Source organism: Leisingera sp. ANG-DT (assembly GCF_000813785.1).
Lineage (GTDB): Bacteria > Pseudomonadota > Alphaproteobacteria > Rhodobacterales > Rhodobacteraceae > Leisingera.
Window position 1 is genome coordinate 1 of record NZ_JWLE01000005.1, and the last position, 26,186, is coordinate 26,186.

Genomic DNA, 26,186 nt, shown 5'->3' on the forward strand with positions numbered 1-26,186 from the left:
TCAAACTTTTCCTTAGCCATTGCTTAGGCGCCCTTTTGAAATGAGGGGTCGCTTGCCGACCCGGTTTCCTCTGCGCCGGCGGATTATTTGGTTTGCCGGCAAAAATCAACCCGTTCCTGCTTGACAGGGGCGGTTTTCGCGCGCCTCAGCCAGCCGGTTGCGTCTCTGCCGCAGCCGCGTCTGCGCCGGCGCTGGATTCCGCCGCTGCACGCGGGGCAAACCAGCCTTCCGCCTCGTGCTGCTCGGCCATCCACTCCTCGACCTTGTCGGCGATATTGATGGCAAGGCCCTGGATCTGCTCCTGCTTGGTGCGGGCATGGCCGGAGCCCAGCACCGCGCTTTCGCCGGTGGTGCTTTCGAAGATCTGCATCTGGTGCTTCTTGGCGAGGAATTTCTTCTGCGCCACGTCATAGACAAAAACGTTCACCACCACCGCGCTTTTGGGGGAGAACAGCACCGGCACGCCGGGGGGGGCCAGCATGAAACCTTCGAGCGTCACCGCGACGTCGTACTGCTGGGCGCCGTCATAGCGGCGCAGGCGGGTGTTCAGCGCGTTTTCGATCGGCGCAGTCCATTCGCTGTGCTCGGCGTCGCGCGACAGCGGCCATTGCAGCGCTTTCTCGGTGTAGACATGGGTGACGCGGGCCTGGAAGGCGCCCAGATCCTCCGGCGCTTCGTTCAGCTGGGTTTCGCCGCAGGCGGCGAGCAGGGCCAAAGAGGCAAGCACGGAAAGTACGCGGATCATGGAAGTCCCCCAAGAGAAAGTCGGTCCCGCCCAGATAGCCGGGGGCGGCGGCCAGGGTAAAGAGGCGGAAACAGCAACCCCCGCGCGGGTGGCGCGGGGGGCACAGGCAGGCGGCAGGTTTCTGCTGCCTTACTTGAACTTGTAATTGCGCGGGAAGCCGTGCGGCGGGCGCTTGCCCACCCCGGCGCGCTTGCCGAGCCACTGGGTGAGGTCGGCCTCGTGGCGGGTCTTGCCGCCGCCCATTTCCCAGCGCAGGCCGTCATCCCAGTTGAAGGTGGTGATGTCGGAGAGGCCGCCGTCCAGTTCCAGCGAGCCCTGCTTGCCGCGGGCCATGTTGTACTTTTGCAGGCGCACGCCCTTACCGCGGGTCAGCTCGGGCATTTCCTCGACCGCGAAGACCAGGAACTTGCCGTTCTCGGAGACGATGGCGACGTGGTCGCCCTCCACCGGGATGCAGATCTTGGCGCGGTCGTCGTCCTTGACGTTCAGCACCTGCTTGCCGCTGCGGGTCTGGGCAACGATTTCCTTCTCGGCGCAGATGAAGCCGTTGCCGGCATCCGAGGCCACCAGCAGGCGGCCGTCGGGGTTGTGGATCATCAGGTCGACGATTTCAGCCTCATTCGGGAGGTCCACCATCAGGCGCAGGGGTTCGCCCATGCCGCGCCCGCCGGGCAGATTGGCGGCCGACAGGGTGTAGAAACGGCCGTTGGAACCGAACACCAGCAGGCGGTCGGTGGTTTCCGCGTGGAAGATGAAGCGGGGGCCGTCGCCGTCCTTGAACTTCAGCTCGCGGTTCAGGTCGATGTGGCCGGTCATCGCCCGGATCCAGCCCATCTGGGAGCAGACCACGGTGATCGGCTCGCGGTCGATCATTGCCTCCAGCGGCACGTCTTCCACTTCGCCAGCCTCAGCAAACAACGTGCGGCGCGCGCCGCCGGCGTAGTCCTTGCCAAACTGCTTCTTGGTGTCCTTCAGCTGCTCGGAAATGCGGGACCATTGCAGGTCCTCGGAGGCCAGCAGTTCGACCAGCCCGGCGCGTTCCTCGCGCAGGGCGTCGCGTTCGCGGGTCAGCTCGATTTCTTCCAGCTTGCGCAAAGACCGCAGGCGCATGTTGAGGATCGCCTCAGCCTGGACCTCGGTCAGCTCACCCGTGCCGGGGGCCGGGGTGACATATTCAGCCTCGGTGAAGGCGCGGGGATGGTCCTTGCTCCAATCCTCGCGGATCAGGGCGGCCTTCGGGTCCTCGTCATAGCGGATGATGTCGATCACCCGGTCGAGGTTCAGGAAGGCAATGATGAAGCCTTCGAGCACCTCCAGCCGGTGGTCGATCTTTTCCATCCGGTGGCGCGAGCGGCGCTGCAGCACGTCGCGGCGGTGGTCGAGGAAGGCGCGCAGCACCTCCTTCATTGAGCAGACCTTGGGGGTCACACCGTCGATCAGCACGTTCATGTTGAGGCTGAAGCGGATTTCCAGGTCCGAATTGCGGAACATCATGTTCATCAGAACCTCGGGGTCCACGTTCTTGGACTTGGGTTCCAGGATGATGCGGATGTCGTCCGCCGATTCGTCGCGCACATCGGCGAGGATCGGAACCTTCTTGGTCTGGATCAGCTCAGCGATCTTCTCGATCAGCTTGGACTTCTGGACCTGATAGGGGATCTCAGTGACCACGATCTGCCACTGGCCGCGGCCCAGGTCCTCGACCTCATGCTTGCAGCGCAGGCGGAAGGAGCCGCGCCCGGTGCTGTAGGCCTTGGCTATGTTTTCCTTGGGCTCGACGATAATGCCGCCGGTGGGGAAGTCCGGGCCGGGCACGTAGTTCAAGAGCGTGTCGTCGCGCGCATCCGGCGTCTTGATCAGATGCAGGCAGGCGTCGATCAGCTCGGCAATGTTGTGGGGCGGGATGTTGGTCGCCATGCCCACCGCGATGCCGGCGGCGCCGTTGGCCAGGATGTTCGGGAAGGTCGCGGGCAGCACGGCCGGCTCAGTCAGGCGGCCGTCGTAGTTGTCGCGGAAATCAACCGAATCTTCGTTGAGGCCTTCCAGCATCGCCTCGGCCACGAAGGTCATCCGCGCCTCGGTGTAGCGCGAGGCCGCCGGGTTGTCGCCGTCGATGTTGCCGAAGTTGCCCTGGCCGTCGACCAGCGGGTAGCGGACGTTGAAGTCCTGCGCCAGGCGCGCCATCGCGTCATAGATCGCGGCGTCGCCGTGGGGGTGGAAGTCACCCATGGTGTCGCCGGAAATCTTGGCTGACTTGAGGAAGCCGCCGGTGGAGCTGAGGCGCAGGCGGTTCATCGCATAGAGGATGCGCCGGTGCACCGGCTTCAGCCCGTCACGCGCGTCGGGCAGCGCCCGGTGCATGATGGTGCTGAGCGCATAGGTCAGATAGCGCTCGCCAATGGCGCGGCGCAGCGGTTCCAGGATTTCACCCTGTTCGGGGGCAGACGGCATGTCGGGATCTTCTACCAGGTCGGTCATGCATCGGTGATACTTCCGCCGCCGGAATTGGTAAAGCGGGCGCACGCGAAATTCGCACAGTGCAGCGGCGCGCCCACGGGGTTCGGGGGAAGCTTGGGGGAGAATAAGCCGGACTCTCCCCTGTTTCCCCGCCGTTAACTTGCCCTAGATAGAAAGGAACCAGGCAGCCGCGCCGCGCGTTTCTTTTTCAAACCAATGCAATTCAGTGCAGCTGCCCGTGTGGTGGTACTAGGGGGACCGGTTATGTCGCGTTTTATTTTTGTGTCTTTCGCTTTTCTGGGCTGGGGCTTTTACGAACTCAGCGGGGGTGCAGATTTTGAGCCGCGCCAGGAGCGCTCTGAAGCGCTGGAAATTGCCAAAGCAGCATTTTCCGCACCGGATGAAACCCGGCAGGCCAACCGCAGCAGCCGGGCCGGCGAAGACGCCAAATCCCTGATCCGAAACGTGACTTTCCAGCCTGCAGGCAGCGCGCAAGAGGCCGCCCGGCCTGCGCGCCCTGCAGCCGACCCGCAGCTGCGCTCGCGGGTGGCGCTGCGGCAGATCACCCAGGCACGCCTGGCCATCAGTGACAGCACAAACGTGTTTCCGGCAGTTGCAGACCAGGGCGCCCAACTGCAGCTGGCATCGCTGGAGGGCGGCCTTTCCAGCATTCAGACAGCCGCTGCCGGAACTGAGGTTCAAAACGATGCGTCCGAACCTGCGGGCGCAGCCCTGGCCGAGCCGCAGCCTGAACCGGAGAAGGACATCCGCCGAATCAGAGCGTCCCGCGTGAACATGCGGCAGGGGCCGGGCACCAATTACCCGGTGATTGCGCGTCTGCTGGGCGGTGACGAGGTTGTCGTGTTCGAGGACAGCGGCACCGGCTGGCTGCACCTGCGCGCGCCCGGCAAGGGCAAGGTGGGCTGGATTGCCGCTTCCCTGGTGAGCAAGAAACGCCCATAACTGGTCCCGGAGACTTCCGGGCAGAGGGGCACTCTCTTGAAGAAAACGATTCTGATTACAGGCTGTTCCTCCGGGATCGGCCTGGATGCGGCCCGCGGCATGCGGGAGCGCGGCTGGCGGGTGTTTGCCTCCTGCCGGCAGCAGCGCGACTGCGACCGGATGCGCGCCGAAGGGTTTGAGAGCCCGCGCATTGATTACACCGACCCGGAAAGCATCACCGCCGGCCTGGGTGAAGTGCTGGAGGCCACCGGTGGCACCCTGGATGCGCTATTCAACAACGGTGCGCACGGGCTGCCGGGCGCAGTGGAGGATCTGCCGACCGAAGGCCTGCGTGCGATCTTCGAGGCCAACTTCTTTGGCTGGCATGAGCTGACCCGGCAGGTGATTCCGGTGATGCGCAAACAGGGGCACGGGCGGATCGTGCAGAACTCCTCAATCCTGGGGTTTGTGACCTTCCCCTGGCGCGGCGCCTATGTGGCGACGAAATACGCGCTGGAGGGGCTGACGGACACCTTGCGAATAGAGCTGAAGGGCACCGGCATCCACATGGTGCTGATCGAGCCGGGACCGGTGACGTCGAAGATCCGGGAAAAGTCGATCCCGCATTTCGAGCGGTTCATCGACTGGAAAATGTCGCCGCTGCGCGATCTGTACGAATCCCGCCTGCTGAAGCGGCTCTATGAGGGCAGCAACGGCCCGGACCGGTTCGAACTGCCGGCCTCCGCCGTCACCGCCAAGCTGGCGCATGCCTGCGAATCCCGCCGCCCGCATCCGCGCTATTACGTCACCACCCCAACCCATATCGCGGGCTTTCTGCGGCGCATCCTGCCGACCCGGGCAATTGACCGCATCCTTGTGCGGCTCGGATAGGGTCGCCATCTGCGCGCGCGCAGGCTAGATGGGAGCGACAGAATTGATGGGCCTTTGGGGGACAGGATGAGCGATCCGCTGTATTATCTGGGACTGGCAGCCGTGGCGGCCGTGGTTGTGGCGCTGGTCATCGGCATCGGCGGCTTTGGCAAGGGCGGCGAGTTTAATCGGCGCAATGCGAACAAGATGATGCGGCTGCGCATCCTGTTTCAGTTCATTGCAGTGGTGATCCTGCTGGCCTACGTCTATCTGCGCAGCCAGGGAGGATAAGTGGCGATGGTCGTTCTGAACAAGATTTACACCCGCACCGGCGACAAGGGCGAGACCGCGCTGGGAAACGGCGAGCGGGTGGCCAAGCATTCGGCGCGGGTCAATGCCTATGGCACCTCGGACGAGCTGAACTCCTTTGTCGGCGTCGCGCGGCTGGAAGCCGACGGCGAGATGGATGCGGCGCTGGCGCGCATCCAGAATGACCTGTTCGACCTGGGTGCCGACCTGTGCCGGCCCGAGATGGAAAAGGACGCCGAGGCCGAATACCCGCCGCTGCGCATTGCGGTGGCGCAGGTCGAGCGGCTGGAAGCCGAGATCGACGTGATGAACAAGGAACTGGAGGCGCTGCGCAGCTTCATCCTGCCGGGCGGATCCAAGCTGGCGGCGCATCTGCATGTCTGCCGCACCGTGGCGCGGCGCGCCGAACGGCTGGCCACCGACCTCAGCACGGCTGAGGACGTGAACCCGGCGGCGGTGAAATACCTGAACCGCCTGTCGGATTGGTTTTTTGTTGCCGCCCGCACCGCCAACAACGGCGGCAAGGACGACGTGCTGTGGGTGCCCGGCGCCAACCGCTGAGGCGACCTGCCCCGGTTTGCCCGGTCTGATTCGCCCCTTGGCGCCGGATTTTTGCGAATCCGGCGCCAAACGCGTCATGCGGGACTCCCGCGCCCTGCCGTCGCGGCAGGCGGATTTCCCACCGGAAACATTCTTGCAAAAATGATGTTCCAAATGAGCAAACGCGACGTCGGCGTGCGCTAACGTGACGATTTTGCCCTGTTGCAGGCGCACACCAGCCGGTATCAACGCTGCGAGAGCATAGAGGGGGAGTCGCCCTGGGGCGGCTTGCCGTTTGTTAAGGAGAGAACGCAAAATGAAGGTACTCGTGCCTGTCAAACGCGTGATTGACTACAACGTGAAGGTCCGCGTCAAAGCGGACGGCAGCGGTGTCGATCTCGCCAACGTGAAAATGTCGATGAACCCCTTCGACGAAATCGCTGTCGAAGAAGCCATCCGCCTGAAAGAAGCCGGCAAGGCTGATGAGGTGGTTGCGGTTTCGATCGGCGTCAAGCAGGCTCAGGAAACCCTGCGCACCGCCCTGGCGATGGGTGCAGACCGCGCCATCCTGGTGGTTGCTGCCGACGACGTGCACACCGACATCGAGCCGCTGGCCGTTGCGAAAATCCTGGCCAAAGTGGTCGAGGAAGAGCAGCCGGGCGTCGTGCTCTGCGGCAAGCAGGCAATCGACAACGACATGAACGCAACCGGCCAGATGCTGTCGGCGCTGCTGGGCTGGTCCCAGGGCACCTTTGCATCCGAACTGGACATCGAAGGCGGCAACGCCAAGGTGACCCGTGAGGTCGACGGCGGCCTGCAGACCATCTCCGTGAAGATGCCCGCCATCATCACCGTGGACCTGCGCCTGAACGAGCCGCGCTATGCGTCGCTGCCGAACATCATGAAGGCGAAGAAAAAGCCGCTGGACGAGAAAACCGCCGCCGACTACGGCGTCGACGTCACCCCGCGTCTGGAAATCGTCAAGACCGAAGAGCCGCCGGCACGTGCCGCAGGCATCGTGGTCGGCTCTGTCGACGAGCTGGTTGAGAAACTCAAAGAAGCGGGGGCTGTGTAATGGCTGTTCTTCTCCTTGCTGAAGTGACCGACGGCGCGCTGGCGCTGGACGCGACCGCAAAAGCCGTTGCCGCTGCCTCCAAGCTGGGCGACGTGACCGTTCTGGCCGCTGGCGCCTCTGCTGCTGCGGCTGGCGAAGAAGCCGCCAAGATCGCAGGCGTTGCCAAGGTTCTGGTTGCAGAGGACGCATCCCTGGGCCACCGCCTGGCGGAGCCGACCGCGGCGCTGATCGCTGGCCTGGCGTCCGACTATGAGCACATCGTTGCTCCGGCCACCACCGACGCCAAGAATGTTCTGCCGCGCGTTGCAGCACTGCTGGACGTGATGGTGATCTCGGACGTCTCCGGCGTTGTCGACGGCAACACCTTCGAGCGCCCGATCTATGCCGGCAACGCGATCCAGACCGTGAAGTCCAGCGACGCCAAGAAAGTCGTCTCCTTCCGCACCGCGTCCTTTGACGCAGCTGGCGAAGGCGGTTCCGCTTCCGTGGAAACCATCTCGGCAGCCGCAAACCCGGGCCTGTCCGAGTGGGTTGAAGACAAGGTTGCCGCCAGCGACCGTCCCGAGCTGACCTCGGCCGGCATCGTTGTCTCCGGCGGCCGCGGCGTTGGCTCCGAGGAAGACTTCAAACTGATCGAGAACCTGGCCGACAAGCTGGGCGCCGCTGTTGGCGCCTCCCGCGCGGCTGTCGACTCGGGCTATGCCCCGAACGACTGGCAGGTGGGTCAGACCGGCAAGGTTGTTGCACCGGACCTGTATGTCGCTGTCGGCATCTCCGGCGCCATTCAGCACTTGGCCGGTATGAAGGACTCCAAGGTCATCGTGGCGATCAACAAGGACGAAGAAGCACCGATCTTCCAGGTTGCGGACTTTGGCCTGGTTGCCGACCTGTTCGAAGCCGTCCCGGCCCTGACCGAAAAACTGGGCTGAGCCCAGCCGGACAGCTGACCAATAGGAAGGCCCGCCAATTGGCGGGCCTTTTTCCGTTCTGATGGTAAGGGGGATTTGACGCTCAGGCGCGCAGCAGCGGTTCCAGGTCGCCGGCCAGCGCCTCTGCGATTTTCATGTGCTCCTTGGGGCCGATCATGTGGCGGGCAGCCGGCAGCTCCATCGGGCCGAAGATCATGCCGGAAATATCCTGCGCCGCGGCAGCGGAGGATGCCTTGATCTCGAGGATGCCCTGCACCTTGGGGCGCAGCGCCTCAGCCATGGCGCGGTCGACCAGCACCGGCTCCTCCGGGAAGCCGGCCTCGGCGTCGAGCGCATAGCGCAGCCACAACAGCAGGACACGGCCGTCCAGTTCATCGACCAGCCTGGTCATCCGGTCGATCCAGCTGCGCTGCAGCTGTTCGCGGACCTGCTCAAACCGCTGCGCGGAGATCTCTCGCAGGGAGCACAGCAGGTGCTTGTTGAAGTGGAACTCGGTGAAGTCGACCTCAGGATACAGGGTCTTGAGCGCTGGCTGGGCGGCAAGGAAGCGGTCGTTGCGGCGCGGATGCACCCGGTAATAGGGGTTGGAGATATTCTGCGCGCCCAGCATCTGCACCACAGTCAGCCGGGCGTTGCGGGCAACGCCGATCAGGCTGTCGTCATGCGCGAAACTGTCCAGCCCCGCGTTCACGCTGCCCAGGTTGACGCAATCCATGCCCAGCCGGGCCTGCAGCGAGTCGACAAAGGGAAATTCAACGAATCGCCCATAGACTTCGGTTCCGCCAAGGAAAGCGACATAAGGGTCATCCAGGGACCGTCGCGGCCCCCGCACCAGCAGTCTGGATTGACCATATCTGACTGGTTCCCCCGCAAGCGCCCCCGCGCTTTTGAGTTCATAGCTCATACTACCACCAAATTTTTCACCCGAGACTCACCCTGGCGGGCAACCATTGCAATTTCCCTAAAGTGAGAATTTGCCTCAAATCCGGGTCAGCTGCCCTTGTGCCTGCCCGCGCCCGGCCAGTATGGTTGCCGCAGCTATTTCAGGAGCCTGAGGCATGGAAATTCAGAAGGTTGGAGTGATCGGCGCGGGTCAGATGGGCAATGGCATTGCCCATGTCATGGCGCTGGCCGGATACGAGGTCGTGCTGAATGACGTCAGCCAGCAGGCGCTGGACGGCGCGCTGAGCCTGATTCACAAGAACATGGAGCGCCAGGCCAGCAAGGGGAAGATTTCGGAAGACGATGTGAAGGCCGCATTGGCGCGCATCGTGCCGTCGCTGAAGCTGGCCGACGTGGGTGCAACCGACCTGGTGATCGAGGCGGCGACCGAGCGGGAAACCGTGAAGCAGGCGATCTTTGAGGACCTGCAGCCGCATTTGCAGCCGCATACGATCCTGACCTCCAACACCTCGTCGATCTCGATCACCCGGCTGGCCAGCCGCACCGACCGCCCGGAGCGCTTCATGGGGTTCCATTTCATGAACCCGGTGCCGGTGATGCAGCTGGTGGAGCTGATCCGCGGCATTGCCACCGACGAGCCGACCTTCAAGGCGTGCCAGGACGTGGTGGCACGGCTGGGCAAAACCTCTGCCAGCGCCGAGGATTTCCCGGCCTTCATCGTCAACCGCATCCTGATGCCGATGATCAACGAGGCGGTCTATACGCTCTATGAGGGCGTGGGATCGGTGAAGTCGATCGACGAGTCGATGAAGCTGGGCGCCAACCATCCGATGGGGCCGCTGGAGCTGGCGGATTTCATCGGGCTGGACACTTGCCTCGCGATCATGAACGTGCTGCACGACGGGCTGGCGGACACCAAATACCGCCCCTGCCCGTTGCTAACCAAATACGTCGAGGCCGGCTGGCTGGGCCGCAAGACCCAGCGCGGGTTCTATGACTACCGCGGGGAAACCCCGGTGCCGACCCGGTAACAGACGGCACAAACAAAGAAGCGCCCCGCGGGGCGCTTTTTCGTTTCCGGCAAGATGGAGAGCGCAGGCTCAGCCCTGCTTGCCGAGGTTCAGCGTGTGCTCGCGCAGCCAGGCCATGAAGCCGCGCGGATCGGTTTGCAGCTGTTCCATCTGCTCATCGGTCAGCGGTTTGCCGACCACCGGCGCCTGCGGCTTGTTGCAGGAACGGACGATCTCATGCAGCAAGAGGCCCTGGCGCAGGATCGGGGAAATTTGGCAGGCGATCTGGTACCAGCGCGAGTTCGAGCCGGGATAAAAGATTGGCACCACCCGGGCCCCGGAGCGGCGGATCAGCTGGGCAGTAAAGACGTTCCATTCACGTTCAACCGCGGGGCCGAACCAGCTGTCGGACGACATCACAACGCCGGAGGGGAACAGTGCCACGGCCCCGCCCTCCTTGAGGAAGGCCATGGTCTTGGCGCGCATGTCGACCATCTTGCGCTGCGCTTCGGGGTCATGCGGGAAGGGCACCGGGATCATGAAGGAGGTTGCGGCCTCGTCCAGGCCGGTCAGCACCGAGCGGGTCAGGATACGGTAGTCGAGGCGGCGGCGGCCGATCAGGTCGGCAAAGATCATGCCGTCGACCATGCCGTGCGGATGGTTGGCGACAATCACCACCGGGCCGTCGGCGGGGATATTGTCAATCTGCTCCTGCGGGGTCTGCAGGTCGATGCCCATGGTGTTGAGCGCACCGCGCCAGAACTTCTGGCCGCGGTATTCGGCGTTGTTCTTCTCGAACTTGTTGACCATGCGCAGGATCGTCAGCTTGCCGGTCAGCCATTCGATGGTCTTGATCGCAAGTGAGGTCCAGCGGTCGTCAAAGGAGTTGGCATAGGTCAGCGTGCGGCGGTCATAGACCTCGCCCGTTGTCTGCTCAGCGGTGTCCGGCGCGATGCCGGTATTCCTGTCTTGTGCGGTATCCGCCAATGTGCCTTTTCCCGTCCCGTCGCCGGCGCGGGCCTAGTAGCCCTCGCCGAACTTGTCGGCCACCAGAGCCTCCAGCGCATGCGCCAGCGCGTCAGCATCAGGCCCCGAAGTCTCGACGTCAATAGTCGTTCCTTTCGAGGCTGCCAACATCAAAAGCCCCATAATGCTGTCGCCTGAGGCCGACATTCCGTCCTTCAGCACCTCTGCCGTGGCGTCAAACGCTTCGACCACCTCCACCAGCTTGGCAGAGGCGCGGGCGTGCAGCCCCTTTTCGTTGATGATTTTCAGCGTCTTCAGAGCCATTTAATGTGCCTGCTCCCCGTCAGGGTTTACGTTCTGGGCGTTGATATACTTGCGCCCGGCCTCCATTGCCTGCCGCACTGCATCGGCAACCGGCAGGTGGCGGGATTTTGCCAGTTTGATCAGCATCGGCAGGTTGGCGCCATAAAGAATGCGGCGGTCCGCGGGCGCGCAGGCCTTGAGGCTGAGGTTGGAGGGCGAACCGCCGAAGAGGTCCACCACCACAACCACGCCGCCGCCGCTGTCGACCTTATCGGCTGCAGCGGCGATTTCCTTCTGCTTGGCACTGCGGTCGTCTTCAGGGCCGATGCCAATGGCCACAAGGCTGGGCTGCGGACCCACAACGTGTTCCACTGCGGCAAGGTATTCCTTTGCCAGTCCGCCATGCGCTACGATCACAATCCCGATCAACCCGGCCTCTCACTTCTTTTGCTGGCCTTGCAGCTCGCGGTGTCTAATTGACACTTGCAAGCCGTCCTCCGCAAGGGCCTTGGCCAGGGTTTCCGCCATTGTCACCGATCTGTGCTGGCCGCCGGTGCAGCCGAAGGCGATGGAAAAATGCGATTTCCCCTCATCCCGGTAGGCTGGCAGCAGCAGCCGGGTCAGGTCCAGCACCCGGTCAAAGAACGGCTGGAACCGGTCGTCGGCACGGACATAGTCCTGCACCGCCGGATCCTGGCCGTTCAGCGCACGCAGGCCCGGGTCCCAATAGGGGTTGGCCAGGAAGCGGCAGTCGAACACCATGTCGATCCCGTGCGGCATGCCGCGCTTGTAGGAGAAGCTTTGCACCGACAGCGCCAGGGTGCGGCCGCCGGGGGCGAACCAGCGCTCGATCTCCGCCTTCAGCTGGTGGACGTTCATGCCCGAGGTTTCCAGCAAGATGTCGGCCCGGTCGCGGATCGGTCCCATCAGGTCCAGCTCGCGGCGCACGCCCTCGCCCGGGGATTCTGCCGGTGCCAGCGGGTGGCGGCGGCGGGTTTCCGAGTAGCGGCGCAACAGCACATCGGGCTGGGCGTCGAGGTAGAGCACGGTCAAGTCCAGCTCGCGGCGGCCCGACAGCATGTCGATCACATCCAGCAGCGCGCGCGGCGAGAAGTCCCGGTTGCGGCTGTCCAGCCCCAGCGCCATCGGGCGCGGCGCTGCGGCGGCATCAAACAGACCGGGCAGCAGGCGCAGCGGCAGGTTGTCAATTGCCTCGAAGCCAAGATCCTCCAGCACGTTGATCGCGGTGGTCCGGCCCGCGCCGGAGGGGCCGGTGACCAGAACCGCCGGGACTGCCTGTTTTTTCTGTTCAGGCATCCGGGTCCAGCGCCCCGCATCTGAGGTATTGCATCAGGGCCGGGGCGAAATGGGCGCCGTCCACGCGTTTGACCCGGACAATCTCCTGCCCCAAGAGCTGGGTGGTGTGGCGCACCGGCAGGCGTTCGGTCTCTGCCTCGTCCAGATCAACCAGCGCCGTCACCGGCACCGGGCTGCGGATCTGCGCTTGCAGAAGGCCCATATAACGCGCCTCGATCAAACCGCGGATCGGTTCCGGCGCGCTGGCGACCAGTTCCCCGTGCAGGAGCTGCACCAGCACCCGGTCATCCGCCACCAGCTGGGCACCGAACGCCATCAACTGCAGCGCCAGCGCGGATTTTCCCTGGCCGGAGGTGCCGGTGATCAAAAGCCCCTGCCCCTCCAGCGCGACGCAGGAGGCATGCAGGATGAGGCTTTGTGTTTCAGACATGGGCTTGAACCGGGATCAGACAGGCAAGCCTACCACAAAACGCGCGCCGAGTGGCTCGGAAGTGACATCGGCCTCGGTCGGGCGGATGTTTTCGGCCCAGATCACCCCGCCATGCGCCTCGACAATCTGCTTGGAGATCGCCAGGCCAAGGCCGGAGTTATTGCCGAAATGCTCCACCGGGCGCTGCGAATAGAAGCGTTTGAAAATCTTGGAAAGCGCCTGGTCGGGGATGCCGGGGCCGGTGTCCTCGACCACGATCAGCACCCGGTTTGCGCGACGGCGCGCCCAGACGCGGATGGCGTCGCCCTCCTCGCAGAAGGAAATCGCATTGGTGATCAGGTTCACGAAGACTTGCGCCAGGCGCGCCTCCAGCCCCTGCAGCTGGATTGGTTGGGCCGGAAGGTCGGTGATGTAGTCGATGCCCTTGGCGCGGGCATCCTCGCCCAGGTACTGGTTCAGGTTGCCCAGCATGGACAGGAGGTTGAACTCTTCCTCCTCCTCCTTGACCAGTTCGGCGTCCAGCCGCGAGGCGTTGGAGATGTCGCTGACCAGCCGGTCGAGCCGGCGCACATCGTGTTCGATCACGTCCATCAGCTTTTCGCGCTGGTCATCGCGGCGGACCATCCGCAGGGTGCCAACCGCGGATTGCAGGCTGGCGAGCGGGTTCTTGATCTCATGCGCCACGTCCGCTGCAAATTGCTCATTGCTGTCGATGCGGGAATAAAGCGCCTTGACCATCCCGCGCAGGGCACGGCTGAGGCGGCCAATCTCGTCAGGGCGGGCGGACAGGTCAGGGATGCGGATCCGGCCCGGGTTGGATTTACGGCTGCCGCGGTCGCGGCCCAGTTCCGCCGCCTCGGCCAGATCGGCCAAGGGGTTGGCGATGGTCGAAGCCAGCACCAGGCTGAGGCCGACGGAAACCAGAAGCGCCACCACAAACATCTGCAGAACCCGTTCCTGCTCGCCGCGAACGAGCGCGTCCACCTCGCCGGTGGGCGAGGTCAGCGCGATCACCCCGACGGCGGTGCCGTTGTGCATGATCGGGGTAGCCGCGGAGATCACCCGGCTGCCGCTGGTGTCCACCACGGTTTCAACCCCGGTGCCGCGATTCATCGCACGGTCCACAAGGCCGCTGAGCCGTTCCTCCAGCGTCGGGCCAGAAGCCGCATTGGGTGTTTCATCGCCTTCCGTCAATCCCCAGAGCACAGAGAGCGCGTCGCTGATCAGGGTGCGGCTGCGGCCGCTGTCGTTCAGCACGTTCAGCGCATCGCTGCGGTCCACACCCTTGATGCTGGAAATCAGGTTGCCGGTGGTGTCGAACACAAAGGCCTCGACCCCGCCGCGCAGGCTGAGGCGAGCCAAGGTATCTTCCACCTGAATGCCATCGCCGGCAGCAAAGCTGACGGCGCCGGCCGCGGGCATCTCAGCCTCGAACACATCGGCGGCCAGCATCGCCTCGGAGACCAGCGCGCCGGCCCGCTGCTGAACCAGGCTCTGGCGGGAAGAGTTCAGGTAGAGGATGCCGGTGACCATGATGGTCAGCGCAATCAGGTTGAAAGTGATGATCCGGCGGGTCAGCGGCGAGCCCTTGAGCGGCAGGAGCCCGCGGCGGGCGCGCTTGACCTGCATCTCGCGCGTGACCGACTGGTCGGGGGTGACCCAGTCTTCCCCCAAAACCACATCGCCGTCCTGCTGGCGTTGCACTATGCTGGTATCGCGCATCCGCGCCACTCCCTTGGCCGGGGGCAAGAAGCCCCGCTTAGATGTGCCGCTTATTCTTCATTGTAACGGTAACCGATTCCATAAAGGGTCTCGATTGCCGCAAAATCCGAATCCGCGCTGCGCATCTTCTTGCGCAGGCGCTTGATGTGGCTGTCGATGGTGCGGTCGTCCACATAGACCTGATCGTCATAGGCCACATCCATCAGCTGGTCGCGGCTTTTGACGAAGCCGGGCCGCTGGGCCAGCGCCTGCAGCAGCAGGAATTCGGTCACTGTCAGCGACACGTCCCTGCCCTTCCAGCTGACCGCGTGGCGCAGCGGGTCCATCCGCAGGTTGCCGCGCTCCATCACCTTGGCCTCGGGCGAGGCGGTGCCTTCGGCGTCGCTGCTGATGGCCTCCTGGCGGCGCAAGAGCGCCCGGATGCGTTCGACCAGCAGGCGCTGCGAAAACGGCTTCTTGACGTAATCGTCAGCCCCCATGCGCAGGCCCAGCACCTCGTCGATCTCATCATCCTTGGAGGTCAGGAAGATCACCGGCATCTGGGATTTCTGGCGCAGCCGCTGCAACAGGTCCATGCCATCCATGCGCGGCATCTTGATGTCCAGCACCGCCATATCCGGCAGTTTCTTGTTGAAGGCGTCCAGCGCCGCCTGCCCGTCATTATATGTTTCGACCTCAAAGCCCTCGGCCTCAAGCGTCATGGAAACCGATGTCAGGATGTTCCTGTCATCGTCAACCAAAGCAATCTTCGACATCGGAATTGCCCCTAATCTGCTCTGTTATGTTTTGTTTTTACCATGTTCATCGCCGTTCTAGTGCCCCGAATCAATCCCATTTGAAGAATCGGGACAATCTTTGGACACAATTGGGGCAAAAATACCTTAGCGTTCACTGAACAGCCGGGCACATGCCGCGGTGCAGAACAATGGTTGCGCTAAACATTGCCTTGATGGCGCTAACTGGTTGAAACCGGCCTGTTCACCCCCCAAAACGCCATGTTAAGACCGCGCCACCGGCAGCGATGCCGTTTCTATTGCCCCAATGGCGCAGCCGCGCAGCCTGCGTGCCGCCCGCGCCGCCACAGGAGAAAAAACGCATGACATCTGGACGGGTTAACCCGCAATTCCGCCTCGAGGATCAGGGCATCGAGGGTCTGGGCAATGTCTATTACAACTTCATGGAGCCTGCGCTGATCGAAGCCGCGCTGAAGCGCGGCGAAGGCACGCTGGGCAATGGCGGCGCCTTCCTGGTCACCACCGGTAAATTCACCGGCCGGTCGCCCAAGGATAAACATGTCGTGAAAACCGAAAGCGTGCGCGACACCATCTGGTGGGACAACAACGCCGCGATGAGCGCCGAGGGCTTTGACGCGCTCTACGCCGACATGCTGGAGCACATGAAGGGCAAGGACTACTACGTCCAGGACCTGGTGGGCGGCGCCGATCCGGCACATGCGATCAACGTCCGCATGGTGACCGAGCTGGCCTGGCACAACCTTTTCATCCGCACCATGCTGCGCCGTCCCGACCGTGAAGACCTGGATGATTTCATCGCCGATTTCACCGTCATCAACTGCCCGAGTTTCCAGGCCGACCCCAAGAAGCACGACTGCCGCAGCGAGACCATCATCGCGATGAACTTCGACCGCAAGATGATCCTGATCGGCGGCACCGAATACGCTGGCGAAAACAAGAAATCGGTGTTCACCCTGCTGAACTACCTGCTGCCGGAAAAAGGCATCATGCCGATGCACTGCTCCGCCAACCACGCCAAAGGCAACCCGGTCGACACCGCCGTGTTCTTCGGCCTGTCGGGCACCGGCAAGACCACCCTGTCGGCCGACCCGGACCGCGTCCTGATCGGTGATGACGAGCACGGCTGGGCCGACAACGGCACCTTCAACTTCGAAGGCGGTTGCTATGCCAAGACCATCAACCTGAATGCCGAGGCAGAGCCGGAAATCTACGCCACCACCTCCAAGTTCGGCACCGTGATCGAGAACATGGTGTTCGATCCGGAGACCAAAGAGCTGGATTTCAACGACGACAGCCTGACCGCCAACATGCGTTGCGCCTACCCGCTGCATTACATCTCCAATGCATCGGCCAGCGCCCGAGGCGGCCACCCGAAGAACATCATCATGCTGACCTGCGATGCCTTCGGCGTGCTGCCTCCGATCGCGCGGCTGACCCCGGCGCAGGCGATGTACCACTTCCTGTCCGGCTTCACCTCCAAGGTGGCAGGCACCGAGCGCGGCGTGACCGAGCCGGAGCCGACCTTCTCCACCTGCTTTGGTGCGCCCTTTATGCCGCGCCGCCCGGAGGTTTACGGCAATCTGCTGCGCGAGAAGATCGCCCAGCATGGCGCCACCTGCTGGCTGGTGAACACCGGCTGGACCGGCGGCGCCTATGGCACCGGCTCGCGCATGCCGATCAAGGCAACCCGCGCGCTGCTGACTGCTGCGCTGGACGGTTCGCTGGCGGATGCGGAATTCCGCAAGGACGCGAACTTCGGCTTTGACGTGCCGGTGAACGTGCCGGGCGTGCCGGAGCTGCTGCTGGATCCGCGCCGCACCTGGGACGACAAGGACGCCTATGACACCCAGGCGGCCAAACTGGTGCAGATGTTCTCTGACAACTTCGAGCAGTACCTGCCGTTCATCGACGAGGACGTGAAGGCCGCCGCCATCGGCTGAGGCCGTCACTCGCAGTAAGCAGAAACCCGGCCGTTGGCCGGGTTTTTTCATTCGATCTCCAGGATCAACCCAGTCCGCCAGGTGCTGTCTGATGAATCATCCCAAAACTGCGGGCGGGAAAAAGATCTGCGCATCTTCCGTTTCAAATAAAAGCGGGCATAGTGCTGCTTCTTCAAGTGATTGTCCGGATTTCCCGGACTCCAGTTCCGGTAAGTGAACGGCTCGCCTGTCACCCAGACCCAGCCACCTGAGGGTTCCGAGCGGCGGTCCGCCTGGTACAACCCGATGGTAGGTCCATACAGAGTTCCGCCTTCGTCATGTGTGAAGCGGGCGTCGCGGCTGAACAGGTTGACGAGAAACTGGTTTTCAGCAGGCGACGAAATGGTGACAAGATGCCCACCCGCGTCAGATGCAAGCTGGTTGATGCTGTGCCATCGCGACTCCGTAACATGCACCGCGAGATACAGGTTCCCCTGAAAGTAGTCGAACATGACCGGATATGTGCCGAGAGCGCTCAGCGCCTTGCGCAGCCGAGGTTCCAGATCGTCAGGCAGGGTGCTTGGGTCGATCCGCTGAGCCTGTTTTGGCATCAGCTCACGTATCCGCGGCGCATTGGGCAGCACGCGCAGCAACGAATGATCTATACCCGAGCCGCCGGACAGGTTGGCCTTGAGGCGCGCCTGTGCAATTGCGTGCCGGGTCCTGGGACCGAACTGACCGTCAATGCCGCCAGTATCAAATCCCATCATGTTCAGCCCGTCCTGGAGCTGACGCCGTTCTAAGGCCGTAAGTACAGTGTTGCCAGATGCGTCTTGTCCCGGCTTCAGCCAAGGCTCTGCAACCCGGTAGCCCCGGCGCAGATCCAACTCAAGAGACAGCGCGTCACGCCGCTTTGCCGCCAGCGCAACCAGCCGGTGCTCCGGGTAGTCTTCGTATTTCTTCAAAAACCGCTTCCAGCTCCAAACCGTGTTATACCCCGCTGCCTCGGTGAATTCCTCAATCATCTCCTGATCGATTCCCTGAGGCCGCGGGACCGGGGCAGGAGCGGCAACCGGTTGCGGTTTGGGCGGCACCAGAAAGATGTCGTGGCCCGGCAAAGATCCATAGACAAAGGGTTCCTGCTCTCCCTGCGTCGCTGCAAACACTGTGTCGCGGACTTGACGGAACAGCTTGCCAAGCTCAAGCCCCGGGGTTTCGATATGCCGCAGCAGCGCCGCCGCATAGGGGCTGTTGCGTCCGGAACCGTCCAGGGCAAGCGTGCCTCCCTTTGCCGAATATCCAACAAGAACACCGCTGGGTTCAATTATAGCCAGACCGCGGCCGATGGATCTGGTTGCCCCGGCCACTTTCATCTGCTGCTGGAACGGATTGTCCCGGCAGGCATCTACCAGCACGATTTTCAGGCCGCCGGATGACTCCACAGCTGACAGAACGCCGCTCAGCCGGATCGCTTCGAATTCGACGTCCCGGCTGCTTTTGAGTTCCGCATTGACGGGGATCAGGAAATTTGTGTTTTCAATTTCGATGCCGTGTCCTGCGTAATAAACCAAGACCACATCCGCCTGTTCAGCGGTTGCTGAAAAGTCGCGCAGCGCGAGCCGCATACCGCGGTAATCCAGGTTCTCGAATTCAGAGACGTCAAACCCGATCCGCCGCAGGGCGCTTGCAAGATCCGCGGCATCGCGACCCGGGTTTCGGAGTTTGGGAACTGCTGCGTAGTCGGAATTGCCAATGATCAGTGCCACCCGCTTTTCCGGATTTGCCTTCGCGTTTGCGGTGCCGGCTGCAAGCAGCCACAAAGCTATCAGAACCAGCTGCGTGAAAACACGGAAAACGCGCATATCAGTCCCCCCTGAACCTGCACAATCCAAGGTAGCACATTTCCGAAAAACTTCTAACCCGGCGGCTTAGGCCGGATATCCGGCCTAAAGACTGCCTGTCACCATGTCCCGCACCTTAACCGCGTAGCGGTCGGTCATGCCGGAGACGAAATCCGCCAGCGAATGCATGGCTGTACAGGCATCCTCCACCCCGCGCAGGTCCAGGTCGACGGCGCGGATCAGCTGTGCCCAAGGGGGATGCTCCTTGGCGAAGGCGGACTGGTCCCAGCCGCAAGCGGCCAGATCGGAGTAAAGCCCGCTAAAATGGTCGAGGATGCGGTGCAGCACCTGGCGGCCTGCGACCTCCAGCTCTGTCTTGCGGCGCGCGGCAAAGATGCGTTCCACCGACAGGCGCTGCAATTCGGCAAAGGCGTCCGCCTTGGATGATGCGCCGATCAGGTCACCGTCGAATTCGCCGCTCATGATGGCGTCGTAATTGTCCAGGAAGGCCTGCACAGCGGCGCTGGTGGCGGCACCGATGGAGAGCGCGCGCAGAAGGGCGACACGCTCGCCCAGCGGCATGGCGGCGTCTTCCTCACGGTTGCGCTTGCCGGTGATGTCCTCGAGCACAGCAGCCACATCACCCCGGTCCAGATCGCCCACGGCGCCTGCGTCCTCGATATCCATGATGCGGTAGCAGATGTCGTCCGCGGCCTCGACCAGGAAGGCGAGCGGGTGGCGGCGGAACCAGCCCCCTTCTTCGCGGATCATGCCGGTGGCGGAGCAGATTTCATCGAGCAGCGCGGTGTCAGCGGCAAAGACGCCGAATTTCTTGAGGCCTGCATAAGGCGCCGGGCCATCGCCGCAAACGGCATCGCGCACCTGGCGGGTACAGGGGTATTTCAGGAAGGCGCCCAGCGTTGCGTAGCTGAGCCGCATGCCGCCCTCGCGCCGGGCCATTTCCAGACGCCCGGCGATGCGCAGACCTTGGGCGTTGCCTTCAAAATGCGCGAACTCAGCCTGCTGGGCTGCCGGGACCTCGGCGGCGAGCCCTGCACCTGCCTTGAATTGCGCGGCAAACCAGCCGCCGATGCTGTCCTCGCCGGAGTGGCCAAAGGGCGGGTTGCCGATGTCATGCAGCAGGCAGGCGGATTGCACATGGCCCGCGATGCGCAACACCTGATCCGGGGTGATGCGTCCGTCCTTCAGCAGGGCCTGCCCAACGCCAGCGCCAAGCGAACGGCCGACGCTGCAGGTCTCCATGCTGTGGATCATCCGGTGGTGCACATGGTCGTGGCTGTAGAGCGGGTGCACCTGGGTTTTCTGCGCCAGCCGCCGGAACGGCTCGGAGAACAGGATGCGGTCATAGTCCTGCAGATAGGCCTCGCGCCCCGGGGCTTCGGGGAAGTCCGGCCGGCACAGCCGCCCCGGGTTCAGCAGCCTGTTCCACTCCATCGCCATGTGCCTGCTCCTTTGCCTGTCTGAGGGCGGTTAAACGGGAGGCGGCGGGGAAATGCAAACGCTTCAGTGCGGTTCGATGCCGGCAGGCTCCAGCTTGTGCTCCGGCTCCACGTGAATCACCACCTGCGCCTCCGGCAGGGCATCTTTCAGGGCGATCTCAATCATGTCGCAGATGCCGTGGGACGCCCGCACCGTCATGGCGCCGTCCACCACCATATGAAACTCAATAAACAGCGCACGGCCGGCCCGGCGGGTCTTGAGGCCATGCACCTGCAGTGCGCCTGCTGCCATGCGCTGGATGACCTCTTCGATTTTCCGGCGTTCCTCCGCCGGGGCGGCGGTGTCCATCAGGCCGTTCACGGAGGCTGCGATCACCAGCCAGCCCTCGCGCAGAATGTTGACGCCAACCAGCAGCGCCAGCAGCGGATCGAGCACCGCCCAGCCGGTGACAAGTGCCAGAACCAGCCCAGCCAGCACCCCGGCAGAGGTCCAGACATCGCTCATCAGGTGGCGTCCGCCAGCCGACAGCGCCGGGGACTTCAACCGTGTGCCCGCGCGCAGCAGCACCCGCGCCCAAGCAAGGTTCACCAGCATCGCCAGCGCGTTCACCAACATGCCGGCAGCGCCCCAGGCGGGATCGCCTGCGCGGGTCAGCGCGCTGATGGCTTCGTGCAGGATCACCAGGGCAGCGATCACGATCAGGATGCCCTCGATCACCGCCGAGAAATACTCGGCCTTGTGGTGGCCGTAGGGGTGGCCCGCGTCCGGCGGCCGCTGGGCATAGCGCACCGCGAACCAGGCCATCACCGCGCCGCCGATGTTCACCAGCGATTCCAGCGCATCCGACAGCAGCGCCACGGAACCGGTCATCATCCAGGCAGCAACCTTCAGCGTCATGACCGCCAGCGCGACCAGGATGGAGCCGGTTGCCAGCTGTTCTGCGCTGAGCCGTTGATGCATGACGCCCTGCCTTTCCCCGCTACATCAGCACGCCGCGGCGCAACAGGTTCAGGCCTGCGATCAGCAGCACCACCAGCGTTGCGCGGCGGAACAGCACCTGGTCGATCCGGTCATGCAGCTGCCCGCCGATCCACATGCCCGCCACCGCCGGCACGATCAGCGCCAGCGAGAACGGCGCGGTCTCAGTCCGGATCACACCCGATCCCACATGCGCCACCAGCAGCGCCACCGCACCCAGGCCGTAGATCACCCCCTGCACCCGGATCTGTTCTGTCTTTTCGGTATTCAGGGCCGTCAGATAGGCCACCGTCGGCGGCCCCCAGACGCCGGACACGCCGCCGATCAGACCCGCAATGCCCCCCACCATCGCCTCGCTGCGGCGGGAAGGATTGGCGATGGTGAATGTTTTGCCCATCAGTTGAATGCAGGCAAAGACCGTGACCGGCAGGCCGATAACCAGGAGCAGAGCCTGCTGCGGCAGCAGCCGCACGGACTGGGCGCTGAGCAGCAGGCAGACAAGCCCGATCAGCAGGAACACGCGGAACTTGCGGATCGAGGCCATGGCCGCCGCGGGCCCCTGCCGCAGCGCCTGCATGCCGTTAGTTACCAGCGTAGGCAGAATCAGCCCGGCCAGCGCCAGGTCCGGCGCCAGGAACATGCTGAGGCCGGAAATGAAGATCATTGGCATGGCAAAGCCCACCAGGCCTTTGACCGTGCCCGCCAGCAGCGCGATGCCAAAGGCCGCTGCCAGCTCAGCCGGGGAAAGAAGCGAAAACAATGCGGTCATGCCTCCGCTCTATCACATCCGCAGCGTGCTGCACGGGCAAAATCAACACGCAAGATTTGATCCAAATGACGCACCCGTGAGTATTTTTGTTGCGCTGCACCTGCAAAATGATTTACCACCGGGCGACCGAAGAAGGATCTGATTCATGGCCCACGACGGACAGGACTTGCATATGAAACCGACTCTCATTCCCGACCTGCTGGCGCTGACCGGCGCAGCGCTGGAACCGCTGGACCAGCTGCTTGAGGCCGCACGGGCCTCCGTCAAGGACATGGTGAGCAGCGAGGGCCGTGTCTCCGGCAAGCTGATCGAGGAAAACCAGGTGGCGGCGCATGGTCTGTCCTGGCTTGCCACCTATGTCTACTCGCTGCGGCAGATGCAGAAATGGGCCGAGAAACTGCAGGGTGAAGGCAAGTTCGGCGAGATGGAGCAGCTGCTGCACCAGATCGGCTTTGGCGAATACCTGTGGCAGGTCTACGGCGGCATCCAAATGAACCAGGGCGAGATCATCCGCTTGCAGGATCTGGGCCTGAGCCAGGACGCCCAGCGTGGGCTGATGGTGCCTGCAGTGATGACGCTGCGCGAGCAGGGCAACAGCCAGGCCGCCCGCAGCCGTCTGGTGGAGCTGATGGAGGAACAGGCTGGTTCCACCATGTTCGGCGCCTCCGGCCTGGAGGAAGAGCTGGAAATGATCCGCGACCAGTTCCGCCGCTACGCGGTAGAGAAGGTCGAGCCGAATGCCCATGATTGGCACCTGAAGGATGAGCTGATCCCGATGGAAGTCATCGAGGAGCTGGCCGAAATGGGTGTCTTCGGGCTGACCATTCCGGAGGAATACGGCGGGTTCGGCCTGTCCAAGGCCTCGATGGTTGTGGTGTCCGAGGAACTGTCGCGCGGCTATATCGGTGTTGGTTCGCTGGGCACCCGGTCCGAGATTGCGGCGGAGCTGATCCTGTGCGGAGGCACCGAGGAGCAGAAGGCCAACTGGCTGCCGAAACTGGCCAGCGCCGAGATTCTGCCGACCGCCGTGTTCACCGAGCCGAACACCGGCTCTGACCTCGGGTCCTTGCGCACCCGCGCGGTGAAGGATGAGAACGGCGATTACAAGATCACCGGCAACAAGACCTGGATCACCCACGCTGCCCGCACCCATGTGATGACGCTGCTGGCGCGCACCGATCCGAACACCACCGATCACCGCGGGCTGTCGATGTTCCTGGCGGAGAAGACCCCGGGCACCGACGAGGCGCCCTTCCCCACCCCCGGCATGACCGGCGGCGAGATCGAGGTGCTGGGCTACCGCGGCATGAAGGAATACGAGCTGGGCTTCGACAATTTCCACGTGAAGCAGGAAAACCTGCTGGGCGGCGAGGAAAACAAGGGCTTCAAGCAACTGATGGAGACGTTTGAATCGGCCCGCATCCAGACCGCGGCCCGCGCCATCGGCGTGGCGCAGTCGGCGCTGGATATTGCCATGCAGTACGCGCAGGAGCGCAAGCAGTTCGGCAAGTCGCTGATCAACTTCCCGCGCGTCTCCGGCAAGCTGGCGATGATGGCGGTGGAGATCATGATCGCCCGCCAGCTGACCTATTTCTCAGCCTGGGAAAAGGACCACGGCCACCGCTGCGACCTGGAGGCCGGGATGGCCAAGCTCCTGGGCGCGCGGGTTGCCTGGGCGGCGGCCGACAATGGCCTGCAGATCCACGGCGGCAACGGCTTTGCGATGGAATACAAGATCTCCCGCGTGCTGTGCGACGCCCGTATTCTGAACATTTTCGAAGGCGCCGCAGAGATCCAGGCGCAGGTCATCGCCCGCCGCCTGCTGGGCTGACCGCTGTCAGAGACCACCGCAGGGGAGCAATCCCCTTCTTGCCCGGCGCTCGCGCCGGGCTTTTTTCCGGGTGGCTGAAAACCGCAGCTTATGCGGCCCGCCTGCAACCACGGCGCGGAATAAGTCTGTTTCCAATACAGGTTCTTCGATCCTTAACGATTCATGGTTAACAAGAGTGCATGACACTCTTTCGCTGCCTCCTTCTGCCCGTTCTGTTTTTGATCTCCGCCTGCGGCGGCGCCGTGCCGGAGGGACAATCCCCCCGTATTCTGGCGATGGGCGATTCGCTTCTGGCCTGGCACAGCCTGGCCGGCAAATCCATTTCGGACACAGTGGCCCGCGAATTGCAGGAACCGGTCGTTGACCGTTCCGTTTCCGCCGCGCGGATCATCTATAAGCTGCCCATTTCCGGCGCTGCTGGGATGAACATCCGCAAGCAGTACACGCCCGGCGAATGGGACTGGGTGATCGTCAACGGCGGCGGCAATGACTTGTGGCTTGGCTGCGGCTGCTTTGCCTGCAACCGCAAAATGGACAAGCTCATTGCCTCTGACGGGCGCAAGGGTGCAATCCCCGGGATGCTGGCAGAACTGCGCGCGTCCGGCGCCAAGGTGATCTATGTCGGCTACCTGCGCAGCCCCGGCGTGGGGTCGATGATCGAACATTGCCGGGATGAGGGCAACGAGCTGGAGGCCCGTATTGAGCGGCTGGCGGCGCTGGATGAGGGGATCTTCTTCCTGTCAAACAAGGACTTGGTGCCTTACGGCGACCGGTCCTACCACGCGCTGGACATGATCCACCCGTCAGTCAAGGCGAGCAGCGAGATCGGCCGCAAGGTGGCCGAGATTATCCGCACGAACTGAGAGAACCCCGGCCCGAACGCGCGGTTTTCCCGCCCGAATGCTTGCACTTGCGACCTTGCGCTGACTGCTGCACCCCTTCAGTGTGGCATCAGAAACTGCCGCCGGAGGTCTAGATGCTGCGTGCTGCCCTGATCGCGTCCCTGCTGCTGCCAACCGCCTGCACCGGAGATGAAAGCCTGTCTGCCTATGGCGCCGCGGGCAAAGAGTGGAAGTTGCAGAGCATTGATGGCAGCGCCTTTGCCGCCGCTGCGACCCTCATCTTTCCGGAGCCGGGCAAGATCGCCGGGCGCGGGCCTTGCAACAATTTCCTGGGCAGCCAGACCGCGCCCTATCCCTGGTTTGAAACCGGGCCGCTGGCGGTGACGCGGATGGCCTGCCCCGAACTGGAGGCCGAGGACGCCTTTCTGAAAGCCCTGCAGGAGATGACGCTGGCTGAGGTTTCCGGCGATGTGCTGATCCTCAGCAATGACGCGGGCCGGGAGATGCTGTTCAAAGACGGCGGCTAAGCAAGTCCATGAGCCGATTGCGCGCCTCCGGCGGTGGGTGATTGCCCAGCGACGGGGCCAGATGCGCCTCGAGGAAATGACCTGTGGTGCGCAGGGCCTGGAGGATTTCGGCGTCGTTTGCATCGCCCTGCCCCAGCATCACCGGCGGCAGCGGCAGCAGCCGGTCTGCCCAGTCACCGGCCCCTTCATGTGAAACAGCCCGACCCGTTTTCGGCGACACATAGGCCAGCCCGAACCGGCTGCCGGTCACGGCGCAAACCGTGAGGTCGAGGCCAAATCCCATCTCCTCCAGGAGCGTCAATTCCCAGCGCAGGTAGGCGAGCGGCCAGAGGTCTTCGTTGCCCAGAAGATCCAGCAGCTGTTCACTGCGGGTATAGAGACCGGCGTGCGGTTCGCGCTCTGGCAGACAAAAGGACAGCATCGCCGTCACTGTGTTGAGCCCGGCCAGCGCCAGCCGGCCAGAGAGCGCTGCGGCGGCGCGGCTGCGCAGGGGTTCGGCGTGATAACTGCCCAAATGGTCCTCGAGCCTTGCTCGCCAGGTCACATCCAGCTGTGCACCGGGTTGCAGGATCGGTGCCATCCGGCGGCCGGCCCCGCCGCGCACCACGCCTGCGTGGCGCCCGTGTTCTTCGGTGAAAACGTCGATGATGGCCGAGCTTTCGCCGTGGCGGCGCACCGAAAGCAATATGCCGTGATCACGCCACTCCAAAGCCGGCCCCCCCTGTTCTGCGGTCCGCCCTACCAG

26 protein-coding genes are annotated in these 26,186 nt (G+C 63.5%); 11 read left to right on the forward strand and 15 right to left on the reverse strand.

What is annotated here, in order from left to right:
* Positions 1-145: 145 nt before the first annotated feature.
* Positions 146-745 carry a hypothetical protein gene (locus RA21_RS05190; RefSeq protein ID WP_019296569.1) on the reverse strand — a complete coding sequence of 200 codons (600 nt, stop codon included), beginning with the start codon at positions 743-745 and terminating at the stop codon, positions 146-148.
* Between the two features lie 129 nt (positions 746-874).
* Positions 875-3,223 carry a DNA topoisomerase IV subunit A gene (locus tag RA21_RS05195; RefSeq protein WP_039147081.1) on the reverse strand — a complete coding sequence of 783 codons (2,349 nt, stop codon included), beginning with the start codon at positions 3,221-3,223 and terminating at the stop codon, positions 875-877.
* Between the two features lie 243 nt (positions 3,224-3,466).
* Here RA21_RS05195 and RA21_RS05200 point away from each other — a divergent pair, with 243 nt between their 5' ends.
* The 6 genes from RA21_RS05200 (at position 3,467) to RA21_RS05225 (ending at position 7,867) form a co-directional block, all read left to right on the forward strand.
* Complete coding sequence (locus tag RA21_RS05200; RefSeq protein ID WP_039147086.1) at positions 3,467-4,165, forward strand: SH3 domain-containing protein; 699 nt, start codon at positions 3,467-3,469, stop codon at positions 4,163-4,165.
* 36 nt (positions 4,166-4,201) lie between these two features.
* Positions 4,202-5,035 (forward strand): SDR family NAD(P)-dependent oxidoreductase, encoded by an 834-nt coding sequence (locus tag RA21_RS05205; protein ID WP_039147087.1) that lies wholly within the window; start codon positions 4,202-4,204, stop codon positions 5,033-5,035.
* A 66-nt stretch (positions 5,036-5,101) separates the two neighbouring features.
* Complete coding sequence (locus RA21_RS05210; protein ID WP_019296573.1) at positions 5,102-5,305, forward strand: twin transmembrane helix small protein; 204 nt, start codon at positions 5,102-5,104, stop codon at positions 5,303-5,305.
* A 6-nt stretch (positions 5,306-5,311) separates the two neighbouring features.
* The gene (locus RA21_RS05215; RefSeq protein WP_039147093.1) at positions 5,312-5,884 is read left to right on the forward strand and encodes a cob(I)yrinic acid a,c-diamide adenosyltransferase; all 573 of its coding nucleotides are present in this window, start codon (positions 5,312-5,314) and stop codon (positions 5,882-5,884) included.
* Positions 5,885-6,179: 295 nt separating this feature from the next.
* Positions 6,180-6,938 carry an electron transfer flavoprotein subunit beta/FixA family protein gene (locus RA21_RS05220; RefSeq protein ID WP_019296575.1) on the forward strand — a complete coding sequence of 253 codons (759 nt, stop codon included), beginning with the start codon at positions 6,180-6,182 and terminating at the stop codon, positions 6,936-6,938.
* On the forward strand, positions 6,938-7,867 hold the full coding sequence (locus tag RA21_RS05225) for an electron transfer flavoprotein subunit alpha/FixB family protein (protein WP_019296576.1): 930 nt from the start codon (positions 6,938-6,940) through the stop codon (positions 7,865-7,867). The genes RA21_RS05220 and RA21_RS05225 overlap by 1 nt, the downstream gene beginning before the upstream one ends.
* Before the next feature lie 82 nt (positions 7,868-7,949).
* On the opposite strand, the gene RA21_RS05230 is transcribed toward RA21_RS05225, so the two are convergent.
* Entirely contained in the window at positions 7,950-8,771 is an 822-nt protein-coding gene (locus tag RA21_RS05230) for a DUF6473 family protein (RefSeq protein ID WP_039147095.1), read from the reverse strand.
* A 154-nt stretch (positions 8,772-8,925) separates the two neighbouring features.
* On the opposite strand from RA21_RS05230, the gene RA21_RS05235 reads away from it, so the two are divergent.
* Positions 8,926-9,801, forward strand: a complete 876-nt coding sequence (locus tag RA21_RS05235; RefSeq protein ID WP_019296578.1) for a 3-hydroxybutyryl-CoA dehydrogenase — start codon at positions 8,926-8,928, stop codon at positions 9,799-9,801.
* 69 nt (positions 9,802-9,870) lie between these two features.
* On the opposite strand, the gene RA21_RS05240 is transcribed toward RA21_RS05235, so the two are convergent.
* Genes RA21_RS05240 through RA21_RS05270 form a run of 7 tightly spaced genes read right to left on the reverse strand, consistent with a single transcriptional unit; the run spans position 9,871 to position 15,273 of the window.
* The gene (locus RA21_RS05240) at positions 9,871-10,767 is read right to left on the reverse strand and encodes a lysophospholipid acyltransferase family protein (RefSeq protein ID WP_039147096.1); all 897 of its coding nucleotides are present in this window, start codon (positions 10,765-10,767) and stop codon (positions 9,871-9,873) included.
* Positions 10,768-10,800: 33 nt separating this feature from the next.
* A complete protein-coding gene (locus tag RA21_RS05245) occupies positions 10,801-11,070 on the reverse strand; it encodes an HPr family phosphocarrier protein (RefSeq protein WP_019296580.1) in 270 nt (89 codons plus the stop codon).
* The gene (locus RA21_RS05250) at positions 11,071-11,478 is read right to left on the reverse strand and encodes a PTS sugar transporter subunit IIA (RefSeq protein WP_019296581.1); all 408 of its coding nucleotides are present in this window, start codon (positions 11,476-11,478) and stop codon (positions 11,071-11,073) included.
* 9 nt (positions 11,479-11,487) lie between these two features.
* Entirely contained in the window at positions 11,488-12,366 is an 879-nt protein-coding gene (rapZ, locus tag RA21_RS05255) for an RNase adapter RapZ (protein WP_019296582.1), read from the reverse strand.
* A complete protein-coding gene (locus RA21_RS05260; RefSeq protein WP_019296583.1) occupies positions 12,359-12,796 on the reverse strand; it encodes an HPr kinase/phosphorylase in 438 nt (145 codons plus the stop codon). The genes rapZ and RA21_RS05260 overlap by 8 nt, the downstream gene beginning before the upstream one ends.
* A 15-nt stretch (positions 12,797-12,811) precedes the next feature.
* Positions 12,812-14,518, reverse strand: coding sequence for a sensor histidine kinase (locus RA21_RS05265; protein WP_019296584.1), 1,707 nt, complete (start codon positions 14,516-14,518; stop codon positions 12,812-12,814).
* Positions 14,519-14,568: 50 nt separating this feature from the next.
* A complete protein-coding gene (locus tag RA21_RS05270) occupies positions 14,569-15,273 on the reverse strand; it encodes a response regulator transcription factor (protein ID WP_019296585.1) in 705 nt (234 codons plus the stop codon).
* Between the two features lie 341 nt (positions 15,274-15,614).
* Between RA21_RS05270 and RA21_RS05275 the strand changes: the two genes are divergently transcribed.
* Positions 15,615-17,213: a phosphoenolpyruvate carboxykinase gene (locus RA21_RS05275; RefSeq protein WP_019296586.1), complete on the forward strand. Its 1,599-nt coding sequence runs from the start codon at positions 15,615-15,617 to the stop codon at positions 17,211-17,213.
* Positions 17,214-17,260: 47 nt separating this feature from the next.
* Here RA21_RS05275 and RA21_RS05280 read toward each other — a convergent pair whose 3' ends face one another.
* From RA21_RS05280 to RA21_RS05295, 4 genes are all read right to left on the reverse strand, one after another.
* Complete coding sequence (locus RA21_RS05280; protein WP_039147097.1) at positions 17,261-19,054, reverse strand: caspase family protein; 1,794 nt, start codon at positions 19,052-19,054, stop codon at positions 17,261-17,263.
* Between the two features lie 84 nt (positions 19,055-19,138).
* Positions 19,139-20,494 (reverse strand): dGTP triphosphohydrolase, encoded by a 1,356-nt coding sequence (dgt, locus tag RA21_RS05285; RefSeq protein WP_193748051.1) that lies wholly within the window; start codon positions 20,492-20,494, stop codon positions 19,139-19,141.
* A 63-nt stretch (positions 20,495-20,557) separates the two neighbouring features.
* On the reverse strand, positions 20,558-21,454 hold the full coding sequence (locus RA21_RS05290; protein ID WP_039147101.1) for a cation diffusion facilitator family transporter: 897 nt from the start codon (positions 21,452-21,454) through the stop codon (positions 20,558-20,560).
* 19 nt (positions 21,455-21,473) lie between these two features.
* The gene (locus tag RA21_RS05295) at positions 21,474-22,241 is read right to left on the reverse strand and encodes a sulfite exporter TauE/SafE family protein (protein WP_039147105.1); all 768 of its coding nucleotides are present in this window, start codon (positions 22,239-22,241) and stop codon (positions 21,474-21,476) included.
* Between the two features lie 145 nt (positions 22,242-22,386).
* Here RA21_RS05295 and RA21_RS05300 point away from each other — a divergent pair, with 145 nt between their 5' ends.
* The 3 genes from RA21_RS05300 to RA21_RS05310 all read left to right on the forward strand — a co-directional run bounded on the left by RA21_RS05300 (position 22,387) and on the right by RA21_RS05310 (position 25,441).
* Positions 22,387-24,072: an acyl-CoA dehydrogenase family protein gene (locus RA21_RS05300; protein ID WP_039147107.1), complete on the forward strand. Its 1,686-nt coding sequence runs from the start codon at positions 22,387-22,389 to the stop codon at positions 24,070-24,072.
* 179 nt (positions 24,073-24,251) lie between these two features.
* Positions 24,252-24,935, forward strand: a complete 684-nt coding sequence (locus RA21_RS05305) for an SGNH/GDSL hydrolase family protein (RefSeq protein WP_039147109.1) — start codon at positions 24,252-24,254, stop codon at positions 24,933-24,935.
* Positions 24,936-25,048: 113 nt separating this feature from the next.
* Entirely contained in the window at positions 25,049-25,441 is a 393-nt protein-coding gene (locus RA21_RS05310; protein ID WP_039147111.1) for an META domain-containing protein, read from the forward strand.
* Here RA21_RS05310 and recO read toward each other — a convergent pair.
* Positions 25,425-26,150: a DNA repair protein RecO gene (gene recO, locus RA21_RS05315; RefSeq protein WP_039147113.1), complete on the reverse strand. Its 726-nt coding sequence runs from the start codon at positions 26,148-26,150 to the stop codon at positions 25,425-25,427. The genes RA21_RS05310 and recO overlap by 17 nt on opposite strands.
* Positions 26,151-26,186: the final 36 nt, after the last annotated feature.

Excerpts from the sequence above, each read along its gene's own strand:
- dgt (WP_193748051.1), bottom strand. The coding sequence starts at position 20,494 with ATGGCGATGGAGTGGAACAGGCTGCTGAACCCGGGGCGGCTGTGCCGG.
- rapZ (WP_019296582.1), bottom strand. The coding sequence starts at position 12,366 with ATGCCTGAACAGAAAAAACAGGCAGTCCCGGCGGTTCTGGTCACCGGC.
- RA21_RS05195 (WP_039147081.1), bottom strand. The coding sequence starts at position 3,223 with ATGACCGACCTGGTAGAAGATCCCGACATGCCGTCTGCCCCCGAACAG.
- RA21_RS05305 (WP_039147109.1), top strand. The coding sequence starts at position 24,252 with ATGACACTCTTTCGCTGCCTCCTTCTGCCCGTTCTGTTTTTGATCTCC.
- RA21_RS05260 (WP_019296583.1), bottom strand. The coding sequence starts at position 12,796 with ATGTCTGAAACACAAAGCCTCATCCTGCATGCCTCCTGCGTCGCGCTG.
- RA21_RS05265 (WP_019296584.1), bottom strand. The coding sequence starts at position 14,518 with ATGCGCGATACCAGCATAGTGCAACGCCAGCAGGACGGCGATGTGGTT.
- RA21_RS05235 (WP_019296578.1), top strand. The coding sequence starts at position 8,926 with ATGGAAATTCAGAAGGTTGGAGTGATCGGCGCGGGTCAGATGGGCAAT.
- RA21_RS05215 (WP_039147093.1), top strand. The coding sequence starts at position 5,312 with ATGGTCGTTCTGAACAAGATTTACACCCGCACCGGCGACAAGGGCGAG.
- RA21_RS05270 (WP_019296585.1), bottom strand. The coding sequence starts at position 15,273 with ATGTCGAAGATTGCTTTGGTTGACGATGACAGGAACATCCTGACATCG.
- RA21_RS05200 (WP_039147086.1), top strand. The coding sequence starts at position 3,467 with ATGTCGCGTTTTATTTTTGTGTCTTTCGCTTTTCTGGGCTGGGGCTTT.
- RA21_RS05230 (WP_039147095.1), bottom strand. The coding sequence starts at position 8,771 with ATGAGCTATGAACTCAAAAGCGCGGGGGCGCTTGCGGGGGAACCAGTC.
- RA21_RS05275 (WP_019296586.1), top strand. The coding sequence starts at position 15,615 with ATGACATCTGGACGGGTTAACCCGCAATTCCGCCTCGAGGATCAGGGC.
- RA21_RS05190 (WP_019296569.1), bottom strand. The coding sequence starts at position 745 with ATGATCCGCGTACTTTCCGTGCTTGCCTCTTTGGCCCTGCTCGCCGCC.
- RA21_RS05295 (WP_039147105.1), bottom strand. The coding sequence starts at position 22,241 with ATGACCGCATTGTTTTCGCTTCTTTCCCCGGCTGAGCTGGCAGCGGCC.
- RA21_RS05300 (WP_039147107.1), top strand. The coding sequence starts at position 22,387 with ATGGCCCACGACGGACAGGACTTGCATATGAAACCGACTCTCATTCCC.
- RA21_RS05310 (WP_039147111.1), top strand. The coding sequence starts at position 25,049 with ATGCTGCGTGCTGCCCTGATCGCGTCCCTGCTGCTGCCAACCGCCTGC.
- RA21_RS05280 (WP_039147097.1), bottom strand. The coding sequence starts at position 19,054 with ATGCGCGTTTTCCGTGTTTTCACGCAGCTGGTTCTGATAGCTTTGTGG.
- RA21_RS05290 (WP_039147101.1), bottom strand. The coding sequence starts at position 21,454 with ATGCATCAACGGCTCAGCGCAGAACAGCTGGCAACCGGCTCCATCCTG.
- RA21_RS05245 (WP_019296580.1), bottom strand. The coding sequence starts at position 11,070 with ATGGCTCTGAAGACGCTGAAAATCATCAACGAAAAGGGGCTGCACGCC.
- RA21_RS05210 (WP_019296573.1), top strand. The coding sequence starts at position 5,102 with ATGAGCGATCCGCTGTATTATCTGGGACTGGCAGCCGTGGCGGCCGTG.
- RA21_RS05220 (WP_019296575.1), top strand. The coding sequence starts at position 6,180 with ATGAAGGTACTCGTGCCTGTCAAACGCGTGATTGACTACAACGTGAAG.
- RA21_RS05225 (WP_019296576.1), top strand. The coding sequence starts at position 6,938 with ATGGCTGTTCTTCTCCTTGCTGAAGTGACCGACGGCGCGCTGGCGCTG.